At 63.0% G+C, this 19,919-nt stretch carries 15 protein-coding genes and 1 pseudogene; 8 read left to right on the top strand and 8 right to left on the bottom strand.

Translation table 11 applies throughout. The annotated features are described in order from the left end of the window. Nucleotides 1–16: 16 nt before the first annotated feature. A complete protein-coding gene (locus D0Y60_RS10925; RefSeq protein WP_117369783.1) occupies nt 17–1,315 on the top strand; it encodes an alpha/beta fold hydrolase in 1,299 nt (432 codons plus the stop codon). 15 nt (nt 1,316–1,330) lie between these two features. Continuing rightward, complete coding sequence (locus tag D0Y60_RS10920; RefSeq protein ID WP_117369781.1) at nt 1,331–3,139, top strand: aminopeptidase P family protein; 1,809 nt, start codon at nt 1,331–1,333, stop codon at nt 3,137–3,139. A 3-nt stretch (nt 3,140–3,142) separates the two neighbouring features. Here D0Y60_RS10920 and D0Y60_RS10915 read toward each other — a convergent pair whose 3' ends face one another. From D0Y60_RS10915 to D0Y60_RS10890, 6 genes are all read right to left on the bottom strand, one after another. Then, nucleotides 3,143–3,931 carry a MurR/RpiR family transcriptional regulator gene (locus D0Y60_RS10915; protein ID WP_117370400.1) on the bottom strand — a complete coding sequence of 263 codons (789 nt, stop codon included), beginning with the start codon at nt 3,929–3,931 and terminating at the stop codon, nt 3,143–3,145. A gap of 62 nt (nt 3,932–3,993) precedes the next feature. Next, nucleotides 3,994–4,851 carry an inositol monophosphatase family protein gene (locus D0Y60_RS10910; RefSeq protein ID WP_199564155.1) on the bottom strand — a complete coding sequence of 286 codons (858 nt, stop codon included), beginning with the start codon at nt 4,849–4,851 and terminating at the stop codon, nt 3,994–3,996. Then, nucleotides 4,848–5,945: an ABC transporter ATP-binding protein gene (locus tag D0Y60_RS10905; protein ID WP_117369779.1), complete on the bottom strand. Its 1,098-nt coding sequence runs from the start codon at nt 5,943–5,945 to the stop codon at nt 4,848–4,850. Before D0Y60_RS10905 ends, D0Y60_RS10910 begins: the two co-directional genes overlap by 4 nt. Nucleotides 5,946–5,950: 5 nt before the next feature. Beyond that, nucleotides 5,951–7,633: an iron ABC transporter permease gene (locus D0Y60_RS10900; protein ID WP_117369777.1), complete on the bottom strand. Its 1,683-nt coding sequence runs from the start codon at nt 7,631–7,633 to the stop codon at nt 5,951–5,953. Between the two features lie 123 nt (nt 7,634–7,756). After that, a complete protein-coding gene (locus D0Y60_RS10895) occupies nt 7,757–8,776 on the bottom strand; it encodes an ABC transporter substrate-binding protein (RefSeq protein ID WP_117369775.1) in 1,020 nt (339 codons plus the stop codon). Between the two features lie 756 nt (nt 8,777–9,532). After that, complete coding sequence (locus D0Y60_RS10890) at nt 9,533–10,027, bottom strand: Lrp/AsnC family transcriptional regulator (protein WP_117369773.1); 495 nt, start codon at nt 10,025–10,027, stop codon at nt 9,533–9,535. 146 nt (nt 10,028–10,173) lie between these two features. Here D0Y60_RS10890 and D0Y60_RS10885 point away from each other — a divergent pair, with 146 nt between their 5' ends. Further along, nucleotides 10,174–12,558, top strand: a complete 2,385-nt coding sequence (locus D0Y60_RS10885; protein ID WP_117370398.1) for a transketolase — start codon at nt 10,174–10,176, stop codon at nt 12,556–12,558. A 63-nt stretch (nt 12,559–12,621) separates the two neighbouring features. On the opposite strand, the gene D0Y60_RS10880 is transcribed toward D0Y60_RS10885, so the two are convergent. Further along, a complete protein-coding gene (locus D0Y60_RS10880; protein WP_117369771.1) occupies nt 12,622–13,104 on the bottom strand; it encodes an Lrp/AsnC family transcriptional regulator in 483 nt (160 codons plus the stop codon). A gap of 304 nt (nt 13,105–13,408) precedes the next feature. On the opposite strand from D0Y60_RS10880, the gene D0Y60_RS10875 reads away from it, so the two are divergent. The 5 genes from D0Y60_RS10875 (at nt 13,409) to D0Y60_RS10855 (ending at nt 19,658) form a co-directional block, all read left to right on the top strand. Continuing rightward, nucleotides 13,409–14,542, top strand: a complete 1,134-nt coding sequence (locus tag D0Y60_RS10875; RefSeq protein WP_117370397.1) for a PLP-dependent aspartate aminotransferase family protein — start codon at nt 13,409–13,411, stop codon at nt 14,540–14,542. 102 nt (nt 14,543–14,644) lie between these two features. Further along, nucleotides 14,645–16,204, top strand: a complete 1,560-nt coding sequence (locus D0Y60_RS10870; RefSeq protein ID WP_117369769.1) for an ABC transporter substrate-binding protein — start codon at nt 14,645–14,647, stop codon at nt 16,202–16,204. Between the two features lie 33 nt (nt 16,205–16,237). Next, entirely contained in the window at nt 16,238–17,185 is a 948-nt protein-coding gene (locus D0Y60_RS10865; protein ID WP_117369767.1) for an ABC transporter permease, read from the top strand. A 5-nt stretch (nt 17,186–17,190) separates the two neighbouring features. Beyond that, nucleotides 17,191–18,006, top strand: coding sequence for an ABC transporter permease (locus D0Y60_RS10860; RefSeq protein WP_117369765.1), 816 nt, complete (start codon nt 17,191–17,193; stop codon nt 18,004–18,006). 8 nt (nt 18,007–18,014) lie between these two features. Further along, nucleotides 18,015–19,658, top strand: coding sequence for an ABC transporter ATP-binding protein (locus D0Y60_RS10855; protein ID WP_117369763.1), 1,644 nt, complete (start codon nt 18,015–18,017; stop codon nt 19,656–19,658). Nucleotides 19,659–19,792: 134 nt separating this feature from the next. Here the strand turns inward: D0Y60_RS10855 and D0Y60_RS10850 are convergent. Then, a pseudogene (locus D0Y60_RS10850) lies at nt 19,793–19,919 on the bottom strand (electron transfer flavoprotein subunit alpha/FixB family protein); the annotation flags it as partial.

The raw sequence follows: 19,919 nt of genomic DNA, 5'->3' as shown, positions 1-19,919 counted from the left end.
CAAAGAGGAAATTTTGATGATCGTCTCCGAATACACCATCCCCGGCCTGCATGTGCGCGATCATGTGGTGACCGTGCCGCTCGACTGGTCGAAGCCCGAGGGCAGGACCATCGAATTCTTCGCCCGCGAGGTGGTCGATCCCGCTCGCAAGGACGAGGCGCTGCCGCTCCTCTGCTTCCTGCAGGGCGGACCGGGCGGCAAATCCCCGCGCCCGACGAAGAGCAGCCCCTCCTGGCTCGCCAAGGCGCTGAGGACGCACCGTATCATCCTGCCCGACCAGCGCGGCACAGGTCGCTCCACACCGGTCGACGCGGCGACCATCTCCCGTTTCGACGGTGAAGCGGGTGCGGACTACCTCGCCTGCTTCCGCGCCGATTCCATCGTCGACGACCTCGAGCATTTCAGAAAGACGATCTTCGGCGGCGAGCGCTGGCAGACGCTCGGCCAGAGCTATGGCGGCTTCCTGACGCTGACCTATCTCAGCCGCGCGCCGGAAGGCCTGTCCGCCTGCTATGTCGCCGGCGGCATCCCGAGCCTCGATCCCTCCGCGGACGAGGTCTACCGGCACACCTATCCGCGCGTGCGCGCCAAGAACGAAATCTTCTACAAGCGCTATCCCGATGACAAGGCGCTGGTCGCCCGCATTGCGGATTTCATCGACGCCAATCCCGTCATGCTGCCGGATGGTGACCGTCTTTCGGTGCGTCGTTTCCAGAGCCTCGGCTTGGACTTCGGCATGGGGCCGGGCTTCGAAAATATCCACTGGCTGCTCGACGAAGCCTTTGCCGCGCCCGATCGCCTGTCGGACCAGTTCCTCGGCTCGGTCATGCAAGCCACGGCCTATCACGGCAATCCGCTGTTCGCAGTGATCCACGAGGCGATCTACGGGCAGGGAGAGGGCGCGACCGCCTGGTCGGCCGAGCGGCTGCTGGCGGAATTCCCGGAATTCGACGCCAAGGCACGGCCGCTGCTCTTCACCGGTGAGATGATCTATCCGTCGATGTTCGAGGAGGTCGCCCTGCTCAAACCCTTCCACGCCGCCGCCGAGGCTTTGGCCCGCCGTCCGCGTCACAGCCAGCTCTACGACAAGTCGCGCCTCGCCGAGAACACCGTGCCGCTCGCAGCGGTCGTCTATCACGACGACATGTATGTCGATGCCGGAATCTCGCTTCAGACCGCTAGCGCCGTCGGCAACATGGATGTCTGGATCACCAACGAATTCGAACATGACGGCATCCGCCAGTCGGGTGCGGTCTTCGACCGGCTCGTCGCGATGGTGGCCGAAAAGGGCGGTCCGCTGAAGACCGGCCGCTGAACGAAAGTAAAAGACATGACGATGAATGACCGTGCGCCGGTGCTTGCGGCGCTTCGCGGCTGGCTCGACGCGTCCGGATTGGACGGATTGATCGTGCCGCGCACCGATGCCCACCAGAGCGAAGTGACGGCGCCGCACGACGATTGCCTGCGCTATCTCAGCGGTTTTTCCGGTTCGGCCGGATTGGCCCTGGTGTTGAAAGACCGGGCGCTCATCTTCGTCGACGGGCGCTATCAGGTGCAGGTGCGGCGGGAGGTCGATCCCTCCCTCTTCGAGGTACATCACCTGCACGACGATCCGCTCGACCGCTGGCTCGGCCAGCATGCGCAACGCGGCTGGCGCATCGGCATCGATGCTATGCTGGTGGGCGGCAGCCTTTACGATCGTCTGCTCACCGGCTGTGCCGCCGCCCATGCGGATCTGGTTGCGCTTGAGGCCGATCCCTTCGATGCGGTGTGGCGAGATCGTCCGCTCCGTCCGCTGGGCGCGATCAGGGCGATGCCGGCGCAGGTCGCTGGGGAGACCGCGTCGGACAAACGGGCGCGGATCGCCCAAGGCATTCGGCAGCGCGGGACGGACCTTCTTGTCGAGACCTTGCCCGACAATATCGCCTGGCTGCTCAATGTGCGCGGCTCGGATGTCCCGATGAACCCGGTGCCGCATTCCTTCCTGCTGCTCAGGGCGGACAACGACCTCGAATGGTTTGTCGACCGTCGCAAGCTCGGCAACGATCTCGACGCCTACGAACTGGAGGGCGTGACCCTATTGCCGCCGGAGCGTTTTCTCGATCGTCTTGCCGAGGGGACGGCGGAAAAGACCGTAGCGATCGATCCGGATTTCGCACCGCAGGCCGTACGGGCCGCGGTGCTTGCGGCCGGCGGCCGGATTGCGCCGCAGACGAGCCCGATCACCCTTGCCAAGGCCATGAAGACGCCGGCCGAATTGCAGGGGTTTCGCGATTGCCATCTGGAGGACGGCATCGCCGTCACCGAATTCCTTGCCTGGCTTGCATTGGAAGTGCCGGCCCGGCTCAAGGAGGCACACCCGCTGACCGAGCTTGGCGCCGAAGCCCAGCTTCTGGCGCTCCGGAAAGAGCGGCCGGGTTTCCTCGAAACGAGCTTCCGCACCATCTCGGCCGCCGGCGCCAATGCCGCCATGTGCCACTATGCAGCCAGCGCAGAGACCGATGCGCCGATCGACGGAGCAGCACCCTATCTGGTGGATTCCGGCGGGCAATATCTCAACGGAACGACCGATCTGACGCGCACCATCATGCTGGGTGAGCCGACTGCGGAGATGCGGATTGCCTATACGGCCGTGCTCAAGGGTTTCATCTCCCTGATGTCCGCGCGTTTCCCGGTGGGAACGCAGGGCCACCAGCTGGATGCCTTCGCACGTCGCCCGCTCTGGGATGTCGGCCTCGACTACGACCACGGCACCGGCCATGGTGTCGGCCACAATCTGCTGGTCCACGAATATCCGCATCGCTTCGATCGCAAGCCGAACCTCCACGTGCTGGAACCCGGTACGATCATGACGGTAGAGCCCGGTTACTACAAACAGGGTGCCTTCGGCATGCGGATCGAAAACCAGGTGGAGGTCGTGACGGACGGTTCGGGCTTCTGCCGCTTCGCCTCGCTGACGCTTGCGCCCATCGATCTCACGATGGCCGACCTCGATGCGCTCAGCCCCGGCGAAATCGCCTTCCTGGACGACTATCACGCCCATGTGCGGGAGGCTCTGCTCGCCCATATCCGCCCGCAGACACGCGCCTTTCTTCTGGCGCAGACACGGCCGATTGTCGAGCAGCGTGGGGCCTGTTGACCGCTATGCGAGGGCTGCGTTTTGCCGGCGTGCCAGAAGCGCGAAAAGCACGTCGAGCATCACATACATCGGTGCTCGTCCGGTCGGCACGATGAGCGGGTGGCCGGATGCGCGGTAGGCGTTGAGGTTGATGTTCTCGTCGGCGAGCGAGGCGACGACGGAGCCGCCTGGCGCGACGGAGAGGATGCGGGCGCCCGCCTTCCTGGCGATTTCCATGTTGGAGATCAGATAGCTCGTCCGACCCGAAAAGGAGAGCACGAAGAGCACATCTTCGGTGGTCAGGCGCGGGGCAGAGACCATCTGCAGGGTGGGGTCCGCATAGGCGACGCTCGCCATGCCGAGCGAGGCAAGGCGGTGCTGGGCCTCGCTGGCGAGGAAGCCAGATCCGCCATAACCGTAAATGTCGATCCGGCGCGCCTTGGCAAGCATATCGACGGCACGGCGCAGGCCCTCGAGATCGAGATCGTGACGGGCCTCGCGCAGCGATTCGATGGCGCGGTTGAAGACGTCGTCGACAAGGCCTGTGAATGGATCGTCGCCGGCTTCCGACTGGCTTGCCGGCGCCTGGCGCACGGCCAGTTGTTGGGCAAGCTTCAGGCGGAAATCCGGAAAGCCGTCGCAATCGAGCCGCCGGCAGAAGCGGATGATCGAGGGCTCGCTGACCTTGGCGATGCGGGCCGCATCCGTGATGGACCACGTGATGGCCGTGCTCGGCGTGTCGAGGATCGCTTCGGCGATCCTGCGTTCGGCGGGCGTGAACTGGGCGAGGGACTGCCTGATCAGGTCAAGCATGAGGCCCACCGAGATTTGGCGTCGGGATGGCGCGTATCATGGAGCAGCCTTCTGTTCAAAAGCTAGAGAACCCCGTCGGCCATCTGCTTGGACAGGTTGGAAGATTGATAGTCAAAACCGGCCTGCGCGACAACGAGCCTTTTCACCGATCCCAAGGCATTCTCATGCGGTTCGATGCTACCGCCTTCAGCGTTCTGCACGTTGACCAATCCGCCGGCGGCCTGAACGAGCTGGATGCCGGCGGCGATGTCCCAGGCGCTGAACTTCGATTCATAGCAGACCGCTACGCGCCCGACAGCGACATAGGCCAGATGCAGGGCGCAGGAGCCGAGGCGGCGCACCGCGCGGAAGGAATTGACGAGATCGGCATGGGCTTCCTGCGCTGCGCGCGAGGGGCGTTCGCCCTCATAAGGCGCATTGGTCAACACCTCGACCTCGCGGTCGGTGCGCCCGCGCAGGAAGGGCTCGACCTTCTTGCCGTTCAGCGTCAGGCGCCCCTGGTTTGCCATGAACAGCTCTTCGCGCACCGGATCGTAGACGACGCCGCAGACGGGTTCGCCCTTGTGGTAAGCGGCAATCGAGACGCAGAAGAAGGGCAGGCCAGAAGCGAAGTTGCTGGTGCCGTCGATCGGGTCGATGATCCAGGTCGTGTCGCCTTCACCCTGCCAGCCGCCTTCCTCGCCGAGGATGCGGGAGGCGGGGATACGCGACCAGATTGTGTCGCAGGCGGCCCGCTCGGCTGCCTTGTCGGAGGCCGTCACGATATCGAAGAAGCCGGCCTTCTGTTCCGTCGCCAGCGTTTCAGGGCTGGCATTGACGAAGCCCCGATGCGCCACCATGCCGGCGGCGAGCGCGGCCTCGCAGGCGACGGTCGCGATCATGTCGTGGAGATCGTTGCTCATGGGCTTGATGAGGATCATGCGGCTTTTCCCAATGCGTTGGCTTCATTTTCCGGCAGGATCCAGACCGGCCGGCTATCGATTGCGAGTTTCACGGTCTGGCCGACCTCGGCGACGCCGGACTTGTAGTAATCCGTGTCGAGGAAGACGCATTCCTGGCCTTCGAGATCGGTGAGATATTCGACATAGGCGCCCTGGAAGACGACGCGGCGCACCTTCGCTTCCATCGTGCCGGCGACGTCGACACGGATATGTTCCGGCCGCACGACGCAACGCACGTCCTGCCCGATCTTGAAGGCGCGATCATTGCGGGCGAGCGTGAAGGCGACCGTCGAGGCGATGCGCACACGCACCGTCGTGTCGTCCACCGCCTCGACCTTGCCTTCGAGAATATTCGCTTTGCCCATGAACTCGGCGACGAAGCCGGTGCCGGGGCGCGAATAGACGTTGAGCGGGCTGTCGTCCTGCTCGATGGCGCCATTGCGCATGACGACGACCCGGTCGGAGATCGCCATGGCCTCGCTCTGGTCGTGGGTGACGTAGAGGCTGGTGATGCCCAGCCGCAGCTGGATGGCGCGTAGTTCGTCGCGCATGCGCTCACGCAGCTGCGCATCGAGGTTGGACAGCGGCTCGTCGAACAGGAGGACCTTCGGCTGGGTGACGACGGCGCGGGCGAGCGCCACGCGCTGCTGCTGACCGCCGGAGAGTCGCGAGGGCGAGCGGTCGGCATAGTGCGCGAGCGCCATCGTTTCGAGGATGGTGTTCACCCGATCCTTCATCTCGGCCTTTGGCAGATTGAGCAGGCGAACGCCGTATTCGACGTTTTCGCGCACCGTCATGTGCGGGAAGAGGGCGTAGCTCTGGAACACCATGCCGACATTGCGGGCATTGACCGGGACGTTGGTGACGTCGCGACCGCCGATAGTGATGGTGCCGTCCGACGGAGTCTCGAAGCCGGCGAGCATGCGCAACGTCGTCGTCTTGCCGCAGCCGGAAGGGCCGAGCAGGGTGACGAGCGTGCCTTCCTCGATGGTGAGGTTCAGCTTGTCCACGGCGGTGGCGCCGGCAACACCGGGAAAGCGCTTGGTGATATTGGAGAAGATGACTTTCGACATGGGGCTTACCTCTTCGATGTCGAATTGAGAACGAGCTGCATGACCGCCAGGATGGCAAGCACGACGAAGACGAGGATGCTGCAATAGGCCGCCGCGACGCCGAGCTTCAGCGTTTCCACCTGCGAGAGGATGGTGACCGTGATCAGCGTCCAGTTGGCCGAGACGAGGAAGATCACCGCCGAGAGCGTCGTCAGCGAACGGGTCAGCGCATAGGAGAGCGAGGTGAACAGCGCTGGCTTCAGCAGCGGCAGCGTGACCTGGAAGAAGGTGCGCGTGTTCGAGGCGCCGAGGATGGTGGAGGCTTCCTCGATCGACTTGTCGATCTGGCGCAGCTGGTTGGAACCGGCCTCGATGCCGACCTGCAGGTTCTTTACCACCATGGCGGCGACGACGATGAACGCGGTGCCGGTGAGAAGCAGCGGTGCTGCGTTGAACGTGCTGACATAGCCGATACCGAGGATCGTACCGGGGGCGGCGAAGGACAGCAGCGTCGCCCAGCGCAGCAGGAAGCTGCCCGGGAAGGCCTTGCGGATGAGAAGATAGGCGATGAGCATGCCGGCGACGGCGGTGATCGGCGTGGCGATCCCGGCCAAGAGCAACGAATTGGTGAGGGTCTGGAAACCGGCGGTGAAGACGGTGGCGTAGTGATCCAGCGTCAGCGTGTTGTTGACGCCGGGCAGCTTGGTGAAGGAGACATAGACCACCGTCAGATAGAACAGCAGGATGGCGAAGACGATGGCGTAGCAGCCGAGCGCCAGTGGTACCACGACCCCACCGGAAATACGGATCGTCTGGGCGGACGGCTTGCCGGTCACGGTGACGTAGCTGCGCTTGCTCACCCAGTAGCGGTGGATGAGGAAAGCGGTCATCGACGGCACCAGCATGAGGCTGGCGAGCAGCGCACCGGCCTGCAGGTTGAAGTAGCCGACCATCTGCGAATAGGCCTCGACGGCGAGCGTGTTGTAATTGCCGCCGATCAGCATCGGATTGCCGAAATCCTCCACCGACTTGACGAAGACGAGCAGCGTCGAGGAGAGGATCGCCGGCGTCACCAGCGGTAGCGTCACCCGTGAAAAAGTCGTCCAGCGCGAGGCGCCGAGCGAGGCGGAGGCATCTTCCAGCGCCGTGTCGATCGACTGCAGCATGCCGCGGATGTTGAGATAGGCGATGGGCGTGAAGGCCAGCGACTGGATCAGGACAAGACTATGGAAGCCGTAGACATTGGCGTTGCGGATGCCGAGCAGCTCGCGGGTGATGAGACCCGAGCGGCCGAACAGGATGACCACCGCCAGCGCCATGACGAAGGGCGGAGAGATGATCGGCAGCAGCGCCACGCCATGCACGAAGGTCTTGCCGGGCATGGTGGTGCGGGTTGCTGAAAAGGCGAGCAGGAAGCCGGCGGCGGTGGCGACGATCGCCGACACAAGGCCGAGCAGCAGCGTGTTGCCAAGCGAAGTCCAGACGAAGGACTGGGACAGCGTTTCGATGAGCACGCCGAGATCGAAACCGTGATCGGTGACCACGGCCTGTTTCATCACCACGAAGATCGGCAGCGCCGCGAAGATCAGAACGGAGAGCGTGACGAGGACGAAAATGCCGAACAGCCAGGGGTCGACAACGATCTTGCGCAGGAGGGCCGGCGACGATCGGTCCCTGACGGACGGCGTCGCTTGCGAGACGAGGGTCATGGAAGGCTCCTAGGGCAATTCCAGGAACGGTTTCCGCTCGGAATCGCATATGACGAAGGGATAGAGCATTCCGCTTCGGAGAAAAGCGGAATGCTCCTGCCTGCTGTGTGGGGCGTGGCGTGGTTACTTGGCGTCAGCCTTGTGACGCACGTCGTTTTCGTAGCGCTCCAGCAGGCGTGCGCGGTTCTCGCCAGCCCAGGTGAAGTTGTAGTCGATCATCTTCACATTGGAGAGGTCGATCTTCGCCTCCGGGTTTTTGTATCCTGGCACGATCGGACCGCGGAACGTGGCGCCGATGGCGGCCTGGCCCTTTTCGGTCAGCACCCAGTCAAGGAACGCTGCGGCACTCTTGGCCTGCTCTTCCGGGGCATTGGCGATGGCGGCGGCGGCATTCACCTCGAAGCCGGTGCCTTCCTCCGGGAAGGAATAACCGACGGGATAGCCTTGTGCGAGAGCCGCCTCGATGTCCTGCGTATAGGCCATGGCGAGCGCGATCTCGTTGTTGGCGACCATGCGCGAGGGGGCGACGCCCGAGCGGGTGTATTGCACGACGTTCTTGTCGATTTCCTTCATCAGTTCGAAAGCCGGCTCTTCACCGAGAAGCTGGACGATCGAGGCGAGCGCCACATAGGCGGTGCCGGAAGAGGCCGGATGGGCGAGTGCAATACCGTCCTTGAAGACTGGATCGGCGAAGGACTTCCAGCTCGTCGGCGGCTTGGCGCCGATCTCGTCGAGTACCTGCTGGCTATAAGCAAAGACGATGGGCGACAGCGAGATCGGCGTCCAGCGGCCTTCCTTGTCGGTGTAGCGCTGGTCGACCTTGTCGATGCCGGCAGTCTTGTGCGGTGCTAGCAAGCCTTCGGATGAGGCTTGGATGAAATTGTCGGCGGCACCGGCGAGCCACAGGCCAGCCTGCGGATTGGCCTTTTCAGCGCGGATACGGGCCAGAATTTCGCCTGCACCGATACGCACAAATTGCGCTTCGATGCCGGTATCGTCCTTGAACGCCTTCAGCACGGCGCCGCAATCGTCTTCCGACATCGGGCAATAGACGGTCATTCCCGCAGCCTCGGCGCCACCGGCCGAAAAGACGTGCGAGCACAGGACTGCAAGCGCTGAAGCCAGCGCGAAACGGCGTTTCATTGTTGATTTCCTCCAGGTGAACGCACGGCCCCTGCCTAAGCCTTCTGGCTTTAAGGTCTCGCTCACCGTGCGTGATCATGGGTATAGTGAAGAAATCTACATTTGTCAAAAGAAATGTAGGTAAGCTACATTTCTTTTTTTCTCTGTAGTTGCCGACATATCCCCGTGCGCTCCGCCGTCACCCGGAGCCCTGGATAACAACATGTTGGAGGGGATCCGAGATAAGCGGTAACCGCTCAAGGTCATAGTCTCGCTTGTTGGAAATGTCAGTTGCCGGTCGCTCAAGGAGGTTGCTGCCCCGGAAGAGGCGAAAGGCCCATATCAGGTTTTCCCGCCATGCGGGTCACTAGGCAAGCTCGCCGTTTTGCACGGTGTTTGCCGTTCTGAAGAAGATACAGCCGTTGCCCGGATCATAGCTTCAGCATCACGGCGCCTAGCGTGGTGGCGGATGGCGGCATCAAAGTTATGCAGCTCTTTGTGATCTTCTCCGCGTCGCTCATCGTCGCAGTTTGTTGGCGCCATGAAAGGGGTGGGTTCATAGACCGTAACTGCGATCTTTGAATTGGTTCATCAGGAATGTTTGTATTTCTTCCGTCGCGCACCGATGAGCGAATGTTCCATAATGTTGATTATGTGATGTCTCGCCGGCCATGGCCCATTTTATTCTGAAATTCGACGATGCGTTTTTTCGCCTTGGCGAAGAGAGTAAAGACCTGTCGTTCGCGAAAACCAGCGGCGTTCAGAGATTAACGGAAATCACTTCTTCCCTCTGAGATGCTCCGTCGGCAAGGCCGTCGTGTATTTGATCTGGCTCAGTGCAAAGCTCGACCGGATGTTGGCGACACAGGGGATCAGCGTGAGGAAGTCAACAACAAGCGCCTGGAACTTAGAAAGATCCTCCACGACAACGCGCAGCATGTAGTCCGCCTCGCCCGTCATCAAATAGCATTCGACGATTTCAGGCTTCGTGCGGATGGCGGCGTCGAAGATATCGAGGGACTGCCGGTCCTGCTGTTTCAGCGACACCTGCACGAAGACATTGACGGCCAGTCCCAGCGAAGGTGCATCGACCAGCGCCACCGTACCCTTGATGACACCACTCTCTTTCAGCTCGTTGATGCGTCGCCAGCAGGGAGAGGCCGACAGACCCGTAGCTTCAGCAAGGTCCGCGATGCTCATTTCGGCATTTTCCTGCAGCAGGTCGAGAATACGGACGGAGGCAGGATCGAGCACTGACTTGGAAGCTGGCATGTTTTACCGGAAAATATTGCAAGACAGGTTATTTTATTCGCATTCTCCTCGAAATCCGTCAACTTAGATCAGATTTTCCCTGAAAGCCTGGATAGCTTTCCTCCCAAAACAGCGAGGAGGATATGCTGATGAAGGAACCGGCTTTGATGCCAGACATCTTGGCGCGCCTAAAGGAACTGGAAAAGCAGATTCTGTGGCACGCTTGCTGGACAATCCACAATGCCAATCATCTGCGCGAAAAGGGCGAAGTGAAAGTCGGAGGCCACCAGGCCTCGTCCGCATCCCTCGCCTCGATCATGACGGCGCTCTATTTTCATGTCCTGCGGCCGGAAGACCGCGTAGCGGTTAAGCCGCATGCCTCGCCGGTCTTTCACGCCATCCAGTATCTAATGGGCAATCAGACCCGTGAAAAACTTGAAAATTTCCGCGGCTTCGGCGGTGCGCAATCTTATCCGAGCCGCACCAAGGATATCGATGACGTCGATTTTTCCACGGGTTCCGTCGGGCTGGGCGTCGCGATCACCGCCTTCGCCTCGATAGTGCAGGATTACATCGCCGCGAAATCGTGGTCAAAGGACCGGCGACAGGGGCGCATGATTGCTTTGGTCGGTGATGCCGAACTCGATGAGGGCAATATCTACGAATGCCTCCAGGAGGGCTGGAAACACGACCTGCGCAACACCTGGTGGGTGATCGATTATAACAGGCAGAGCCTCGACGGCGTGGTGCGCGAAGGCCTCTGGCAGCGCATCGAGGGCATTTTCACAGCCTTCGGCTGGGATGTGAAGGTGCTAAAATACGGCGCGTTGCAGCAAGCCGCCTTCCGCGAGCCTGGCGGAGCGGCGCTGCGCGACTGGATTGATCGCTGCCCGAACCAGCTTTATTCGGCGCTGACCTTCCAGGGCGGTGGCGCCTGGCGCAAGCGGCTGACCGACGAGATCGGCCACGAACCGGGCGTCGCCGGTCTTCTCGCCGCCCGCAGCGACGAGGCGCTTTCCGACCTGATGAACAATCTCGGCGGCCATTGCCTGGAAACGCTGATCCGCACCTTCGAGAGCATCGATCACGACCGGCCGACCGTCTTCGTCGCCTATACGATCAAAGGCTGGGGCACGCCGCTCGCCGGGCACAAGGACAACCATGCCGGCCTGATGACCAAGGCGCAGATGGAGCTGTTCCAGAGCCGCGTCGGCGTCGCGCCCGGCCGGGAATGGGAGACGTTCGGCGCAATCCCCTCGCCTGAACCGGTGCGGGCGTTCCTGAAGACCGTGCCGTTCTTCGCCAGGGGCACCCGGCGCTTCGCCTCCCCCGCTCTGCCCTCCGCCGGCCCCGTCTTCCTCGACGATCGCGAATTGTCGACCCAAGCCGGCTTCGGCAAGGTCCTCGATGCGCTGGCAAAACGCGACGACGCCCTTTCGGCCCGGATTGTCACCACCGCGCCCGACGTCACGGTTTCGACCAATCTCGGCCCCTGGGTCAACCGGCGCGGCCTCTTTGCCCGCGAGCGGCAGGCCGATACGTTCCGCGACGAACAGGTGCCCTCGGTCCAGAAATGGGAATTCGGCCCGGCTGGGCAGCATATCGAGCTTGGCATTGCTGAAATGAACCTCTTCCTTCTGCTCGGCGCTGCCGGCCTTTCCCATCAGCTGTTCGGCGAGCGCCTGCTGCCGATCGGCACCGTCTATGATCCCTTCGTGGCGCGCGGCCTCGATGCGCTGAACTATGCCTGCTACCAGGATGCGCGCTTCATGATCGTCGGCACGCCCTCGGGCGTGACGCTGGCGCCGGAAGGCGGCGCGCACCAGTCCATCGGCTCGCAGCTGATCGGAATGAGCCAGGACGGCCTGGCGAGTTTCGAGCCCGCCTATCTCGACGAACTGTCCATCATCATGGACTGGTCCTTCGACTATATGCAGCGCGACGGCGAAGGCACGCATGACACGCGCACCTGGCTGCGTGACGGCACCGGCGGCTCGGTCTATCTGCGCCTGACGACGCGACCGCTGGAGCAGATTGCGCTGCGCCGCGAGGATCCCGCCTTCCGGCAAGGCGTGATCGACGGCGCCTACTGGCTGCGTGCACCCTCAGCCCGCACCCGCATCGTGCTGGCCTATCAGGGCTGCATCGCGCCCGAGGTGCTGATGGCGGCTGGGCGGCTGGCCGGGCGCCACGGCGACATCGCCGTGCTCGCCGTCACCTCCGCCGACCGGCTCAATGCCGGCTGGACGGCGGCGCAGCGCGCCCGCCGCCAGGGCGACACCACCGCCCGCAGCCATATCGAGGCGCTGTTCGACACCATCTCACGCAGTGCGAGCCTGATCACCGTCACCGACGGGCACCCTGCAACGCTCGGCTGGCTGGGTTCCGTTGAGGGACACAGGACCGTCTCGCTCGGCGTCGAGCATTTCGGCCAGACCGGCACGATCGCCGATCTCTACGCGCATTTCGGCATCGACACCCAGGCGATCATCGAAGCGGCGGAGTCCGTCGCAGGGCGGGACGCCGGCCCGCGGCAAGCCAACGCCGGCTGACACGGCCGGAAACGACGACGACAAAAAGGGCGGTGTCCACGGCACCGCCCTTTTTCGTCCGGGTCAGGTCTCGTCGAAGAGATAGACGGGATTGAGCTTCACCCGCTGCGCCACCGTGATCGACCTGTAGGTCTTGATGATCGGGCACCGCCGCATGAATTCGCGCGTCACCTCGCGAAACTCGTCCATATCGGCCACGGTGATGCAGGCGAGGATATCCGTATCGCCGGTGATGACATCGCAGCAGGACACATAGGGCGAGGTTCTCAGTACCTCGATGAGCTCGTTGAACATCTTCAACTCGTGCGACGAGAGCGAGATCTCGATCCAGATCGCCATGCGGCGCTCGGCATAGGCGGGATTGACGAGCGAGACGTCGCCGGCGATCACGCCGGCATCGCGCAGCCGATGAATGCGGCGATGGCAGGCGGGCTGGGAAATGCCGACCTTGTCGGCAAGCTGCTGGAAGGTGGACATGCTCGACTGCTGCAACAGGTTGAGCAGCTTGCGATCGATACGATCGAGGCTCACTTTCGACGAGGACATCACGCGCTCCCAACAACGGACCTGCTCTAAAGCATTTTGCCGCCAAGTGAAATCACCTGGCGCCGCCCAAATGCGGCAAACGGGAAGATTGCCGCGATCCCGTTTCCTGTACCCCGAAATCCCGAAACCGACCGTTTCGAACAGGTGAGAGTTTTATCCGCAAAAGCCGTCGCGCGGTTATAAATTTCTCATCGAGAGCCGTGAGAACGAGAAATCCATCACCGGCAAGGGTGCCATACTCGCCTTGAAAACAGGGATTACCGGTGCGGTGATCCGGCTTCTTCAGGCTTTGTGGCGGCTTCGCATGCGTCAATATATTCCCGATACGATCCTCGCCCAGGGCACCTGTCACGACCCGGATTCGACGGGCGCCGTCATCCCGCCGATCCATCTCGCCACCACCTTCCTGCGCCCGCCGGAAGGCTATTCCGCCACGGGCTGGAGCTACAGCCGCTATGGCTATCCGGGGCTGGAGCAGCCGGAAGCCACGCTGAAGGCGCTGGAGGGTGCTGCGGACTGCCGGCTGTTCAGCTCCGGCATGTCGGCCATGACCGCTGTGATGCTGGCGCTGAAGCCCGGCGCACACTGCATCTTCCCGATCGACATGTATCACGGCATGCGGACCTGGCTGAAACGCTACGCCGCCCATTGGGGCATGCGGATCGAGCATGTCGACATGACCGACCTCGACGTCGTGCGCGCCGCCGTCGTGCCGGGCACCACCGCCATCGTCTGGGCCGAGACGCCATCCAATCCACACTGGTACCTCTACGATCTCGCGGCCCTTGCCGACATCGCCCATGCCGCCGGCGCGCGGCTGGTGGTCGACAACACGGTCGCGACGCCGCTCCTGACGCAGCCGCTTGCCTTCGGTGCCGATATCGTCGTGCATTCCGCCACCAAATATCTCAACGGCCACAGCGACGTGCTGGCCGGCGCGGCCATGACGGCGGCGACGAACGAGTTCTGGGAGCGCGTCTGCTTCAACCGCGATTATCACGGCGGCATTCTCGGCCAGTTTCCGGCAGCACTTCTGATGCGCGGCATGCGCACGCTGCACCTGCGTATCGAGCGCGCCAGCGAAAGCGCGATGGCCATCGCCACCGCCTGCCTCGATCATCCGCAGGTGGAGACGGTCTACTATCCCGGCCTGCCCTCGCATCCCGGCCACGCCCTTGCCCTTCGCCAGATGGCGGGCGGCTTCGGCGGCATGGTGTCGATCGTCGTTAAGGGCGGGCTGGAGGCGGCCGAGCGCGTGATGACGCGCACGCGCATCTGGAAGCCGGCCACCTCGCTTGGCGGCGTCGAGAGCCTGATCGAGCGGCGCGCCGCCATCGAGGGCGCGGATTCGCATGTCGAGCCGGGCCTGCTGCGCCTTTCGGTCGGCGTGGAGGCCGTGAGCGACCTGATCGACGACTTGAAGACTGCGCTCGGTTGACGCGGCCGCCGCAAACCGGCACCTGCGCCGGGCGAACGGCGTCACACGAATTGCCTCGGCAGACCACCCGCCGACAGAACAGATGACAACGGGAGGAATGGAATGAAACGGATCGGTCAGCAATCGCGGCGCGATTTCTTGAAGACGGCGGCAGCACTCGGGCTTTCCGCCACGGCCGCACCCTATATGGTGCACTCCGCCTTCGCGCAGGAGACGCCCAAGAAGGGCGGAACCCTCAGGATCGGCATGCGCGGCGGCAGCACCACCGATACGCTGAACCCGACCTCCTATTCCAACGCGGTGCCGCTCCTTGTCGGCTATGCCGTCATGAACGGCCTGATCGAGATCGACGAAAAGGGCGTGCCGCAGCCGGAACTGTTCGAAAGCTGGGAAATCGGCGCTGAGGCCAAGGAGTGGGTCTTCAACGTCCGCAAGGGCGTGACCTTCCACAACGGCAAGGAAATGACCGCCGCCGACGTGCTCTACTCCCTCTCGCTGCACACCGGCAAGGACAGCAAGTCGCCCGCCGCCGGCGGCCTGAAGCACATCAGCGAAATCCAGAAGCTCGGCACGCACCAGATCAAGATCGTGCTGTCGTCCTCCGACGTCGACCTGCACTATGCGCTCGCCGACTACCATCTTCTCGTCGTTCCGGAAGGTTTTACCGACTGGGCAAAGCCGGTCGGCACCGGTGCCTTCACCGTCGAGAGCTTCGATCCGGGCGTGCGCTGCGTGCTCAGCAATGCCGGCAACTACTGGAAATCCGGCCGCGGCAATGTCGAGCGCATCGAGATCACAGTCGTCAACGACATCGTGCAGCGCATGAACGCCTTGGTGGCCGGCCAGGTCGACGTGATCAACGACGTCGACAAGCGCGCTGTCGATCTCTTCCGCGCAGCCCCCGGCATCGAGCTCGTACAGGCGCCCGGCGGCTGGCACACGATCATGGCGATGCAGAGCGACGTCGCGCCCTTCAACAACCCGGACTTCCGTCTCGCACTGAAATATGCCTGCGACCGCGAGCAGATCCTCAACGCGCTGTTCAACGGCTTCGGGCGGATCGGCAACGACCATCCGATCCCGGTTTCGGACCCATTCTTCAACGCGGCCCTGCCGCAGCGGGCCTTCGATCTCGACAAGGCGAAGTTCCATCTGAAGAAATCCGGCCTTGTCGACACCACCATCACGCTTTCGGCTTCCGATGCCGCCTATGTCGGTGCCGTCGACATGAGTGTGCTGTTCCAGGCCTCAGCCGCCAAGGCCGGCCTCACGATCGATGTGAAGAAGGAGCCGCATGACGGCTTCTGGAGCAATGTCTGGCTGAAGGCGCCCTTCTGCACCTCCTATTGGGCCGGCCGCGCCTCGGCGACCGATATGCTGGCTTCTGCCTATTATTCCGGTGCAAGCTGGAACGAGACGCACTGGAAGAACGAAACATTCGATCAGCTTCTCGCCGCCGCAAAGGCCGAGGTGGACGAGGCCAAGCGCAAGACGATCATCGGCGACATGCAGACCATGCTGTCCGACGACGGAGGCGCACTGATCCCCGTGTTCTCCGACTGGCTCGACGCGCACCGCTCGCATGTGAAGGGACACACGCCGCACACGCAGTTCGATCTTGCCAACGGCCGGCTGTGCGAAAAGGTCTGGCTCGACGCCTGATCCGGCCGCGCCGTACAACAGGAAGGGGGAACCGTGCTCAATCTCGTGCTCAAACGGGCGGCACTCGGGCTGATAACCTTGTGGGCCGCATCCGTGCTGATCTTCGCCGGCACCCAGATCCTTCCGGGGGATCTGGCGCAGGCGGTTTTGCAGAACAATGCGACCCCCGAGAACGTCGCCGCGCTGCGCGAGGAACTTGGCCTCGACCGGCCGGCCGTGGAGCGCTACGCCGAATGGCTCGGCAATGCCGTGCACGGCGATCTCGGCACCTCCCTCGTCAACCATCGCGACGTGGCGCAGGATCTTGCGCCGCGTCTCTACAACACGTTCTTCCTGGCGCTCTATGCCGCTATCATCGCGATCCCGCTGTCCGTCGGGCTCGGCGTGCTTGCCGCCGCCTGGCAGGGCAGCGCCTTCGACAGCGCGGCCAATGCCGTGACGCTGCTCGCCATCTCGCTGCCGGAATATTTCCTCGGCTATCTGCTGATCAAATGGGTGGCGGTGCAGTGGGGCCTCTTCCCGGTGCTGGCAAGCGTGACACCCGAAACCTCCTTCACTGAGCGGCTCTACATGACCTTCCTGCCGATGCTGACGCTCGTGCTGGTCATCATGGCGCATATCATGCGCATGACGCGCGCCTCGGTGATCTCGGTCATGTCCAGCCCCTATATCGAGATGGCCGTTCTCAAGGGGCTGGCGAAATGGCGCGTCGTGGTCGAGCACGCCTTGCCCAATGCGCTGGCGCCGATCATCAACGTGGTCGCACTCAACCTCGCCTATCTCATCGTCGGCGTGGTGGTGATCGAGGTCGTGTTCGTCTATCCAGGCCTCGGCCAGTCCATGGTGGACGCCGTCTCCAAGCGGGATGTTCCGGTCGTGCAGGCCTGCGGCCTGATCTTTGCCGCCGTCTTCATATCGCTCAACATGATCGCGGATATCCTGGCCATCGTCAGCAATCCGCGCCTGCGGCATCCGAGGTGACATCCATGCGGCTTTTCGGTCATAAGATGTCGCTCAAGGCGCAAATCGGCCTTGCCATCGTCGTCATCAACGCGTTCGCGGCCCTCCTCGTCCCCGTCATCGCCCCCTATCCGGAAGCGGACGTGCTCGGGCGCGCCTGGGCAGGTCCCTCCGCCGAACACTGGCTCGGCCTCGACAATCTCGGACGCGACGTGCTCTCGCGCCTTCTCTACGGCGCGCGGCTTTCCATCGGCCTCTCGCTGCTGATCACCGCGCTCTCCTTTTCGCTCGGCGTGTTCGGCGGCTTTTCCGCCGCCGTGCTCGGCAAGACGGCCGACATGGTGCTCTCGCGCATCGTCGACCTGTTCCTGTCGATGCCCGCCCTGATCTTCGCCATGGTCGTCCTGTCGGTGCTCGGCACCGATCTTGTCGTACTCGTCGTGACGATCTGCCTGCTCGACGCCACCCGCATCTTCCGCGTCAGCCGGGCGCTGGCGATGAACATCGTCGCGCTCGATTTCGTCGAGGTGGCACGGTTGCGCGGCGAAGGCCTGTGGTGGATCGTGCGCCGCGAGGTGATGCCCAATGCCGTTCTGCCGCTCGTCGCCGAATTCGGGCTGCGCTTTTGCTTCACCTTCCTCTTCATCTCGGCCCTGAGCTTCCTCGGCCTCGGCATCCAGCCACCCAGCGCCGACTGGGGCAGCATGGTGAAGGACTATTCGGCCATGATCATGCTCGGTGTTCCCACCGTCTTCTATCCCGCCGGCGCCATTGCCCTCCTGACCATCGGTATCAACCTCGTGGTCGACTGGCTCACCTCGCAAACCGCAGCCGAACATTGAGAACCGCTATGAATGACAGGCAACGAGATACGACACTGCTGGACGTGCAAGGCCTGCGCATCGAGGCGCTAACGCCGTCGGGTGCCGCGGCGGTTCTGGTCGAAAACGCCAGCTTCACGCTGAAGCGCGGCGAGGTTCTGGGCCTCATCGGCGAATCCGGCGCTGGAAAATCGACCATCGGCCTCGCCAGCATGAACTATACACGGGCTGGCTGCGCAATCACCGCCGGCCGCATCCTCTTCGACGGCCGCGACATCCTGAATCTTTCCGAACGCGAGGGACGCGCCCTGCGCGGTGCTCGGATCGCCTATATCGCGCAGAGCGCGGCTGCCTCGTTCAATCCGGCGCTGACGATCGGCCGGCAGGTCTGCGAGGTGGCGATACGCCACAAGATTCTCGGCAAGGCGGAGGCAAAACAGCGGGCGGTAGATCTATTCCGCACGCTGGAACTGCCTGACCCGGAAACTTTCGGCAACCGCTACCCGCACCAGGCCTCCGGCGGCCAGTTGCAGCGCGCGATGGCCGCCATGGCGATGATCACCGAGCCGGACCTGCTGGTCTTCGACGAACCCACCACCGCGCTCGACGTCACCACCCAGGTGGAAGTGCTCGCCGCTTTCCGCAAGCTCATCCGCGACCGCGGAACCGCCGCGCTCTACATCACCCACGACCTCGCCGTCGTCGCCCAGATCGCTGACCGCATCATGGTGTTGCGGCATGGAAAGACGGTCGAGACGGGCGATGCGGACGATATCCTGCAACACCCGCGGGAGACCTATACGAAGCAGCTTGTCGCCGAGCGGGCCGCCGCCATGATCGGGCATTTCATTGCCGATAATCACGCGGGAGAAGCGCCTGTTCTCAGCCTGAAAGCCGTCGTGGCAAGCTATAGCAGCCTGAACCGTGCCGTCAGCGATGTCAGCCTCGAGCTGAAGCGTGGTGAAACGCTGGCCATCGTCGGCGAATCCGGTTCCGGCAAGAGCACGCTGGCACGCGTCGTCGTCGGCTTGCTGCCGCGCGAAAGTGGCGATATCGACTTCAAGGGCGAGCGCCTGCCGCCGGCGCTGCACGAGCGCTCGCGCGATACGCTGCGGCGCATCCAGATGATCTACCAGATCCCGGATCTCGCGCTGAACCCGAAGCAGACCTTGCTGGAGATCATCGGCCGGCCGATCGAATTCTATCTCGGCAAATCGAAGGAAGAGGCGCGCGAGCGGGTGTTGGCGCTTCTCCGCCAGATCGAGCTTCCGGAAAGCTATCTTCTGCGCAAGCCGCCGGCCCTGTCAGGCGGCCAGAAGCAACGCGTCTGCATCGCACGCGCCCTTGCCGCCGAGCCGGACATCGTCATCTGCGACGAGGTCGTCTCCGCCCTCGACCCGTTAGTGGCTGAGGAAATTCTCGGCCTTCTACGCCGACTGCAGGAAACGCTCGGCCTCGCCTATCTGTTCATCACCCACGATCTCAGCACCGTTCGCCGCCTCGCAAACAAGGTAGCGGTCATGCGAAAGGGTGAGGTCGTCGCCTATGGAGAGACGTCCGAAATATTTTCACCGCCCTATCATCCCTATACCAAGCTGCTGCTTTCCTCGGTTCCGGAAATGCGCTCAGACTGGCTCGACGAAGTTCTTCAGATGCGCTCTTTCCGAGACTAGTGCATGTCGTGCGATAGTGCCCAGAAACTCTTCAAAAACGATATGCGCAAGAAGAGATGAATCGAAGGGAGCTTGATCGCCCATCTGGCATTCGCTGAGTGGGATGATATTGGGCGCACCCCTTGCAATGCCTGTCAAAGCGCCTTGTGCAATTCCGGCAGGGCTTCGAAGAGGTCTGCGACGAGACCGTAGTCGGCGACCTGGAAGATCGGTGCTTCCTCGTCCTTGTTGATCGCGACGATGACCTTGGAGTCCTTCATG

Origin of the sequence: Shinella sp. WSJ-2, assembly GCF_003432075.1 — a bacterium.
GTDB lineage: Bacteria > Pseudomonadota > Alphaproteobacteria > Rhizobiales > Rhizobiaceae > Shinella.
The sequence above is the reverse complement of the archived record's forward strand: the minus strand, read 5'-3'. Positions and strand labels throughout refer to the sequence as shown.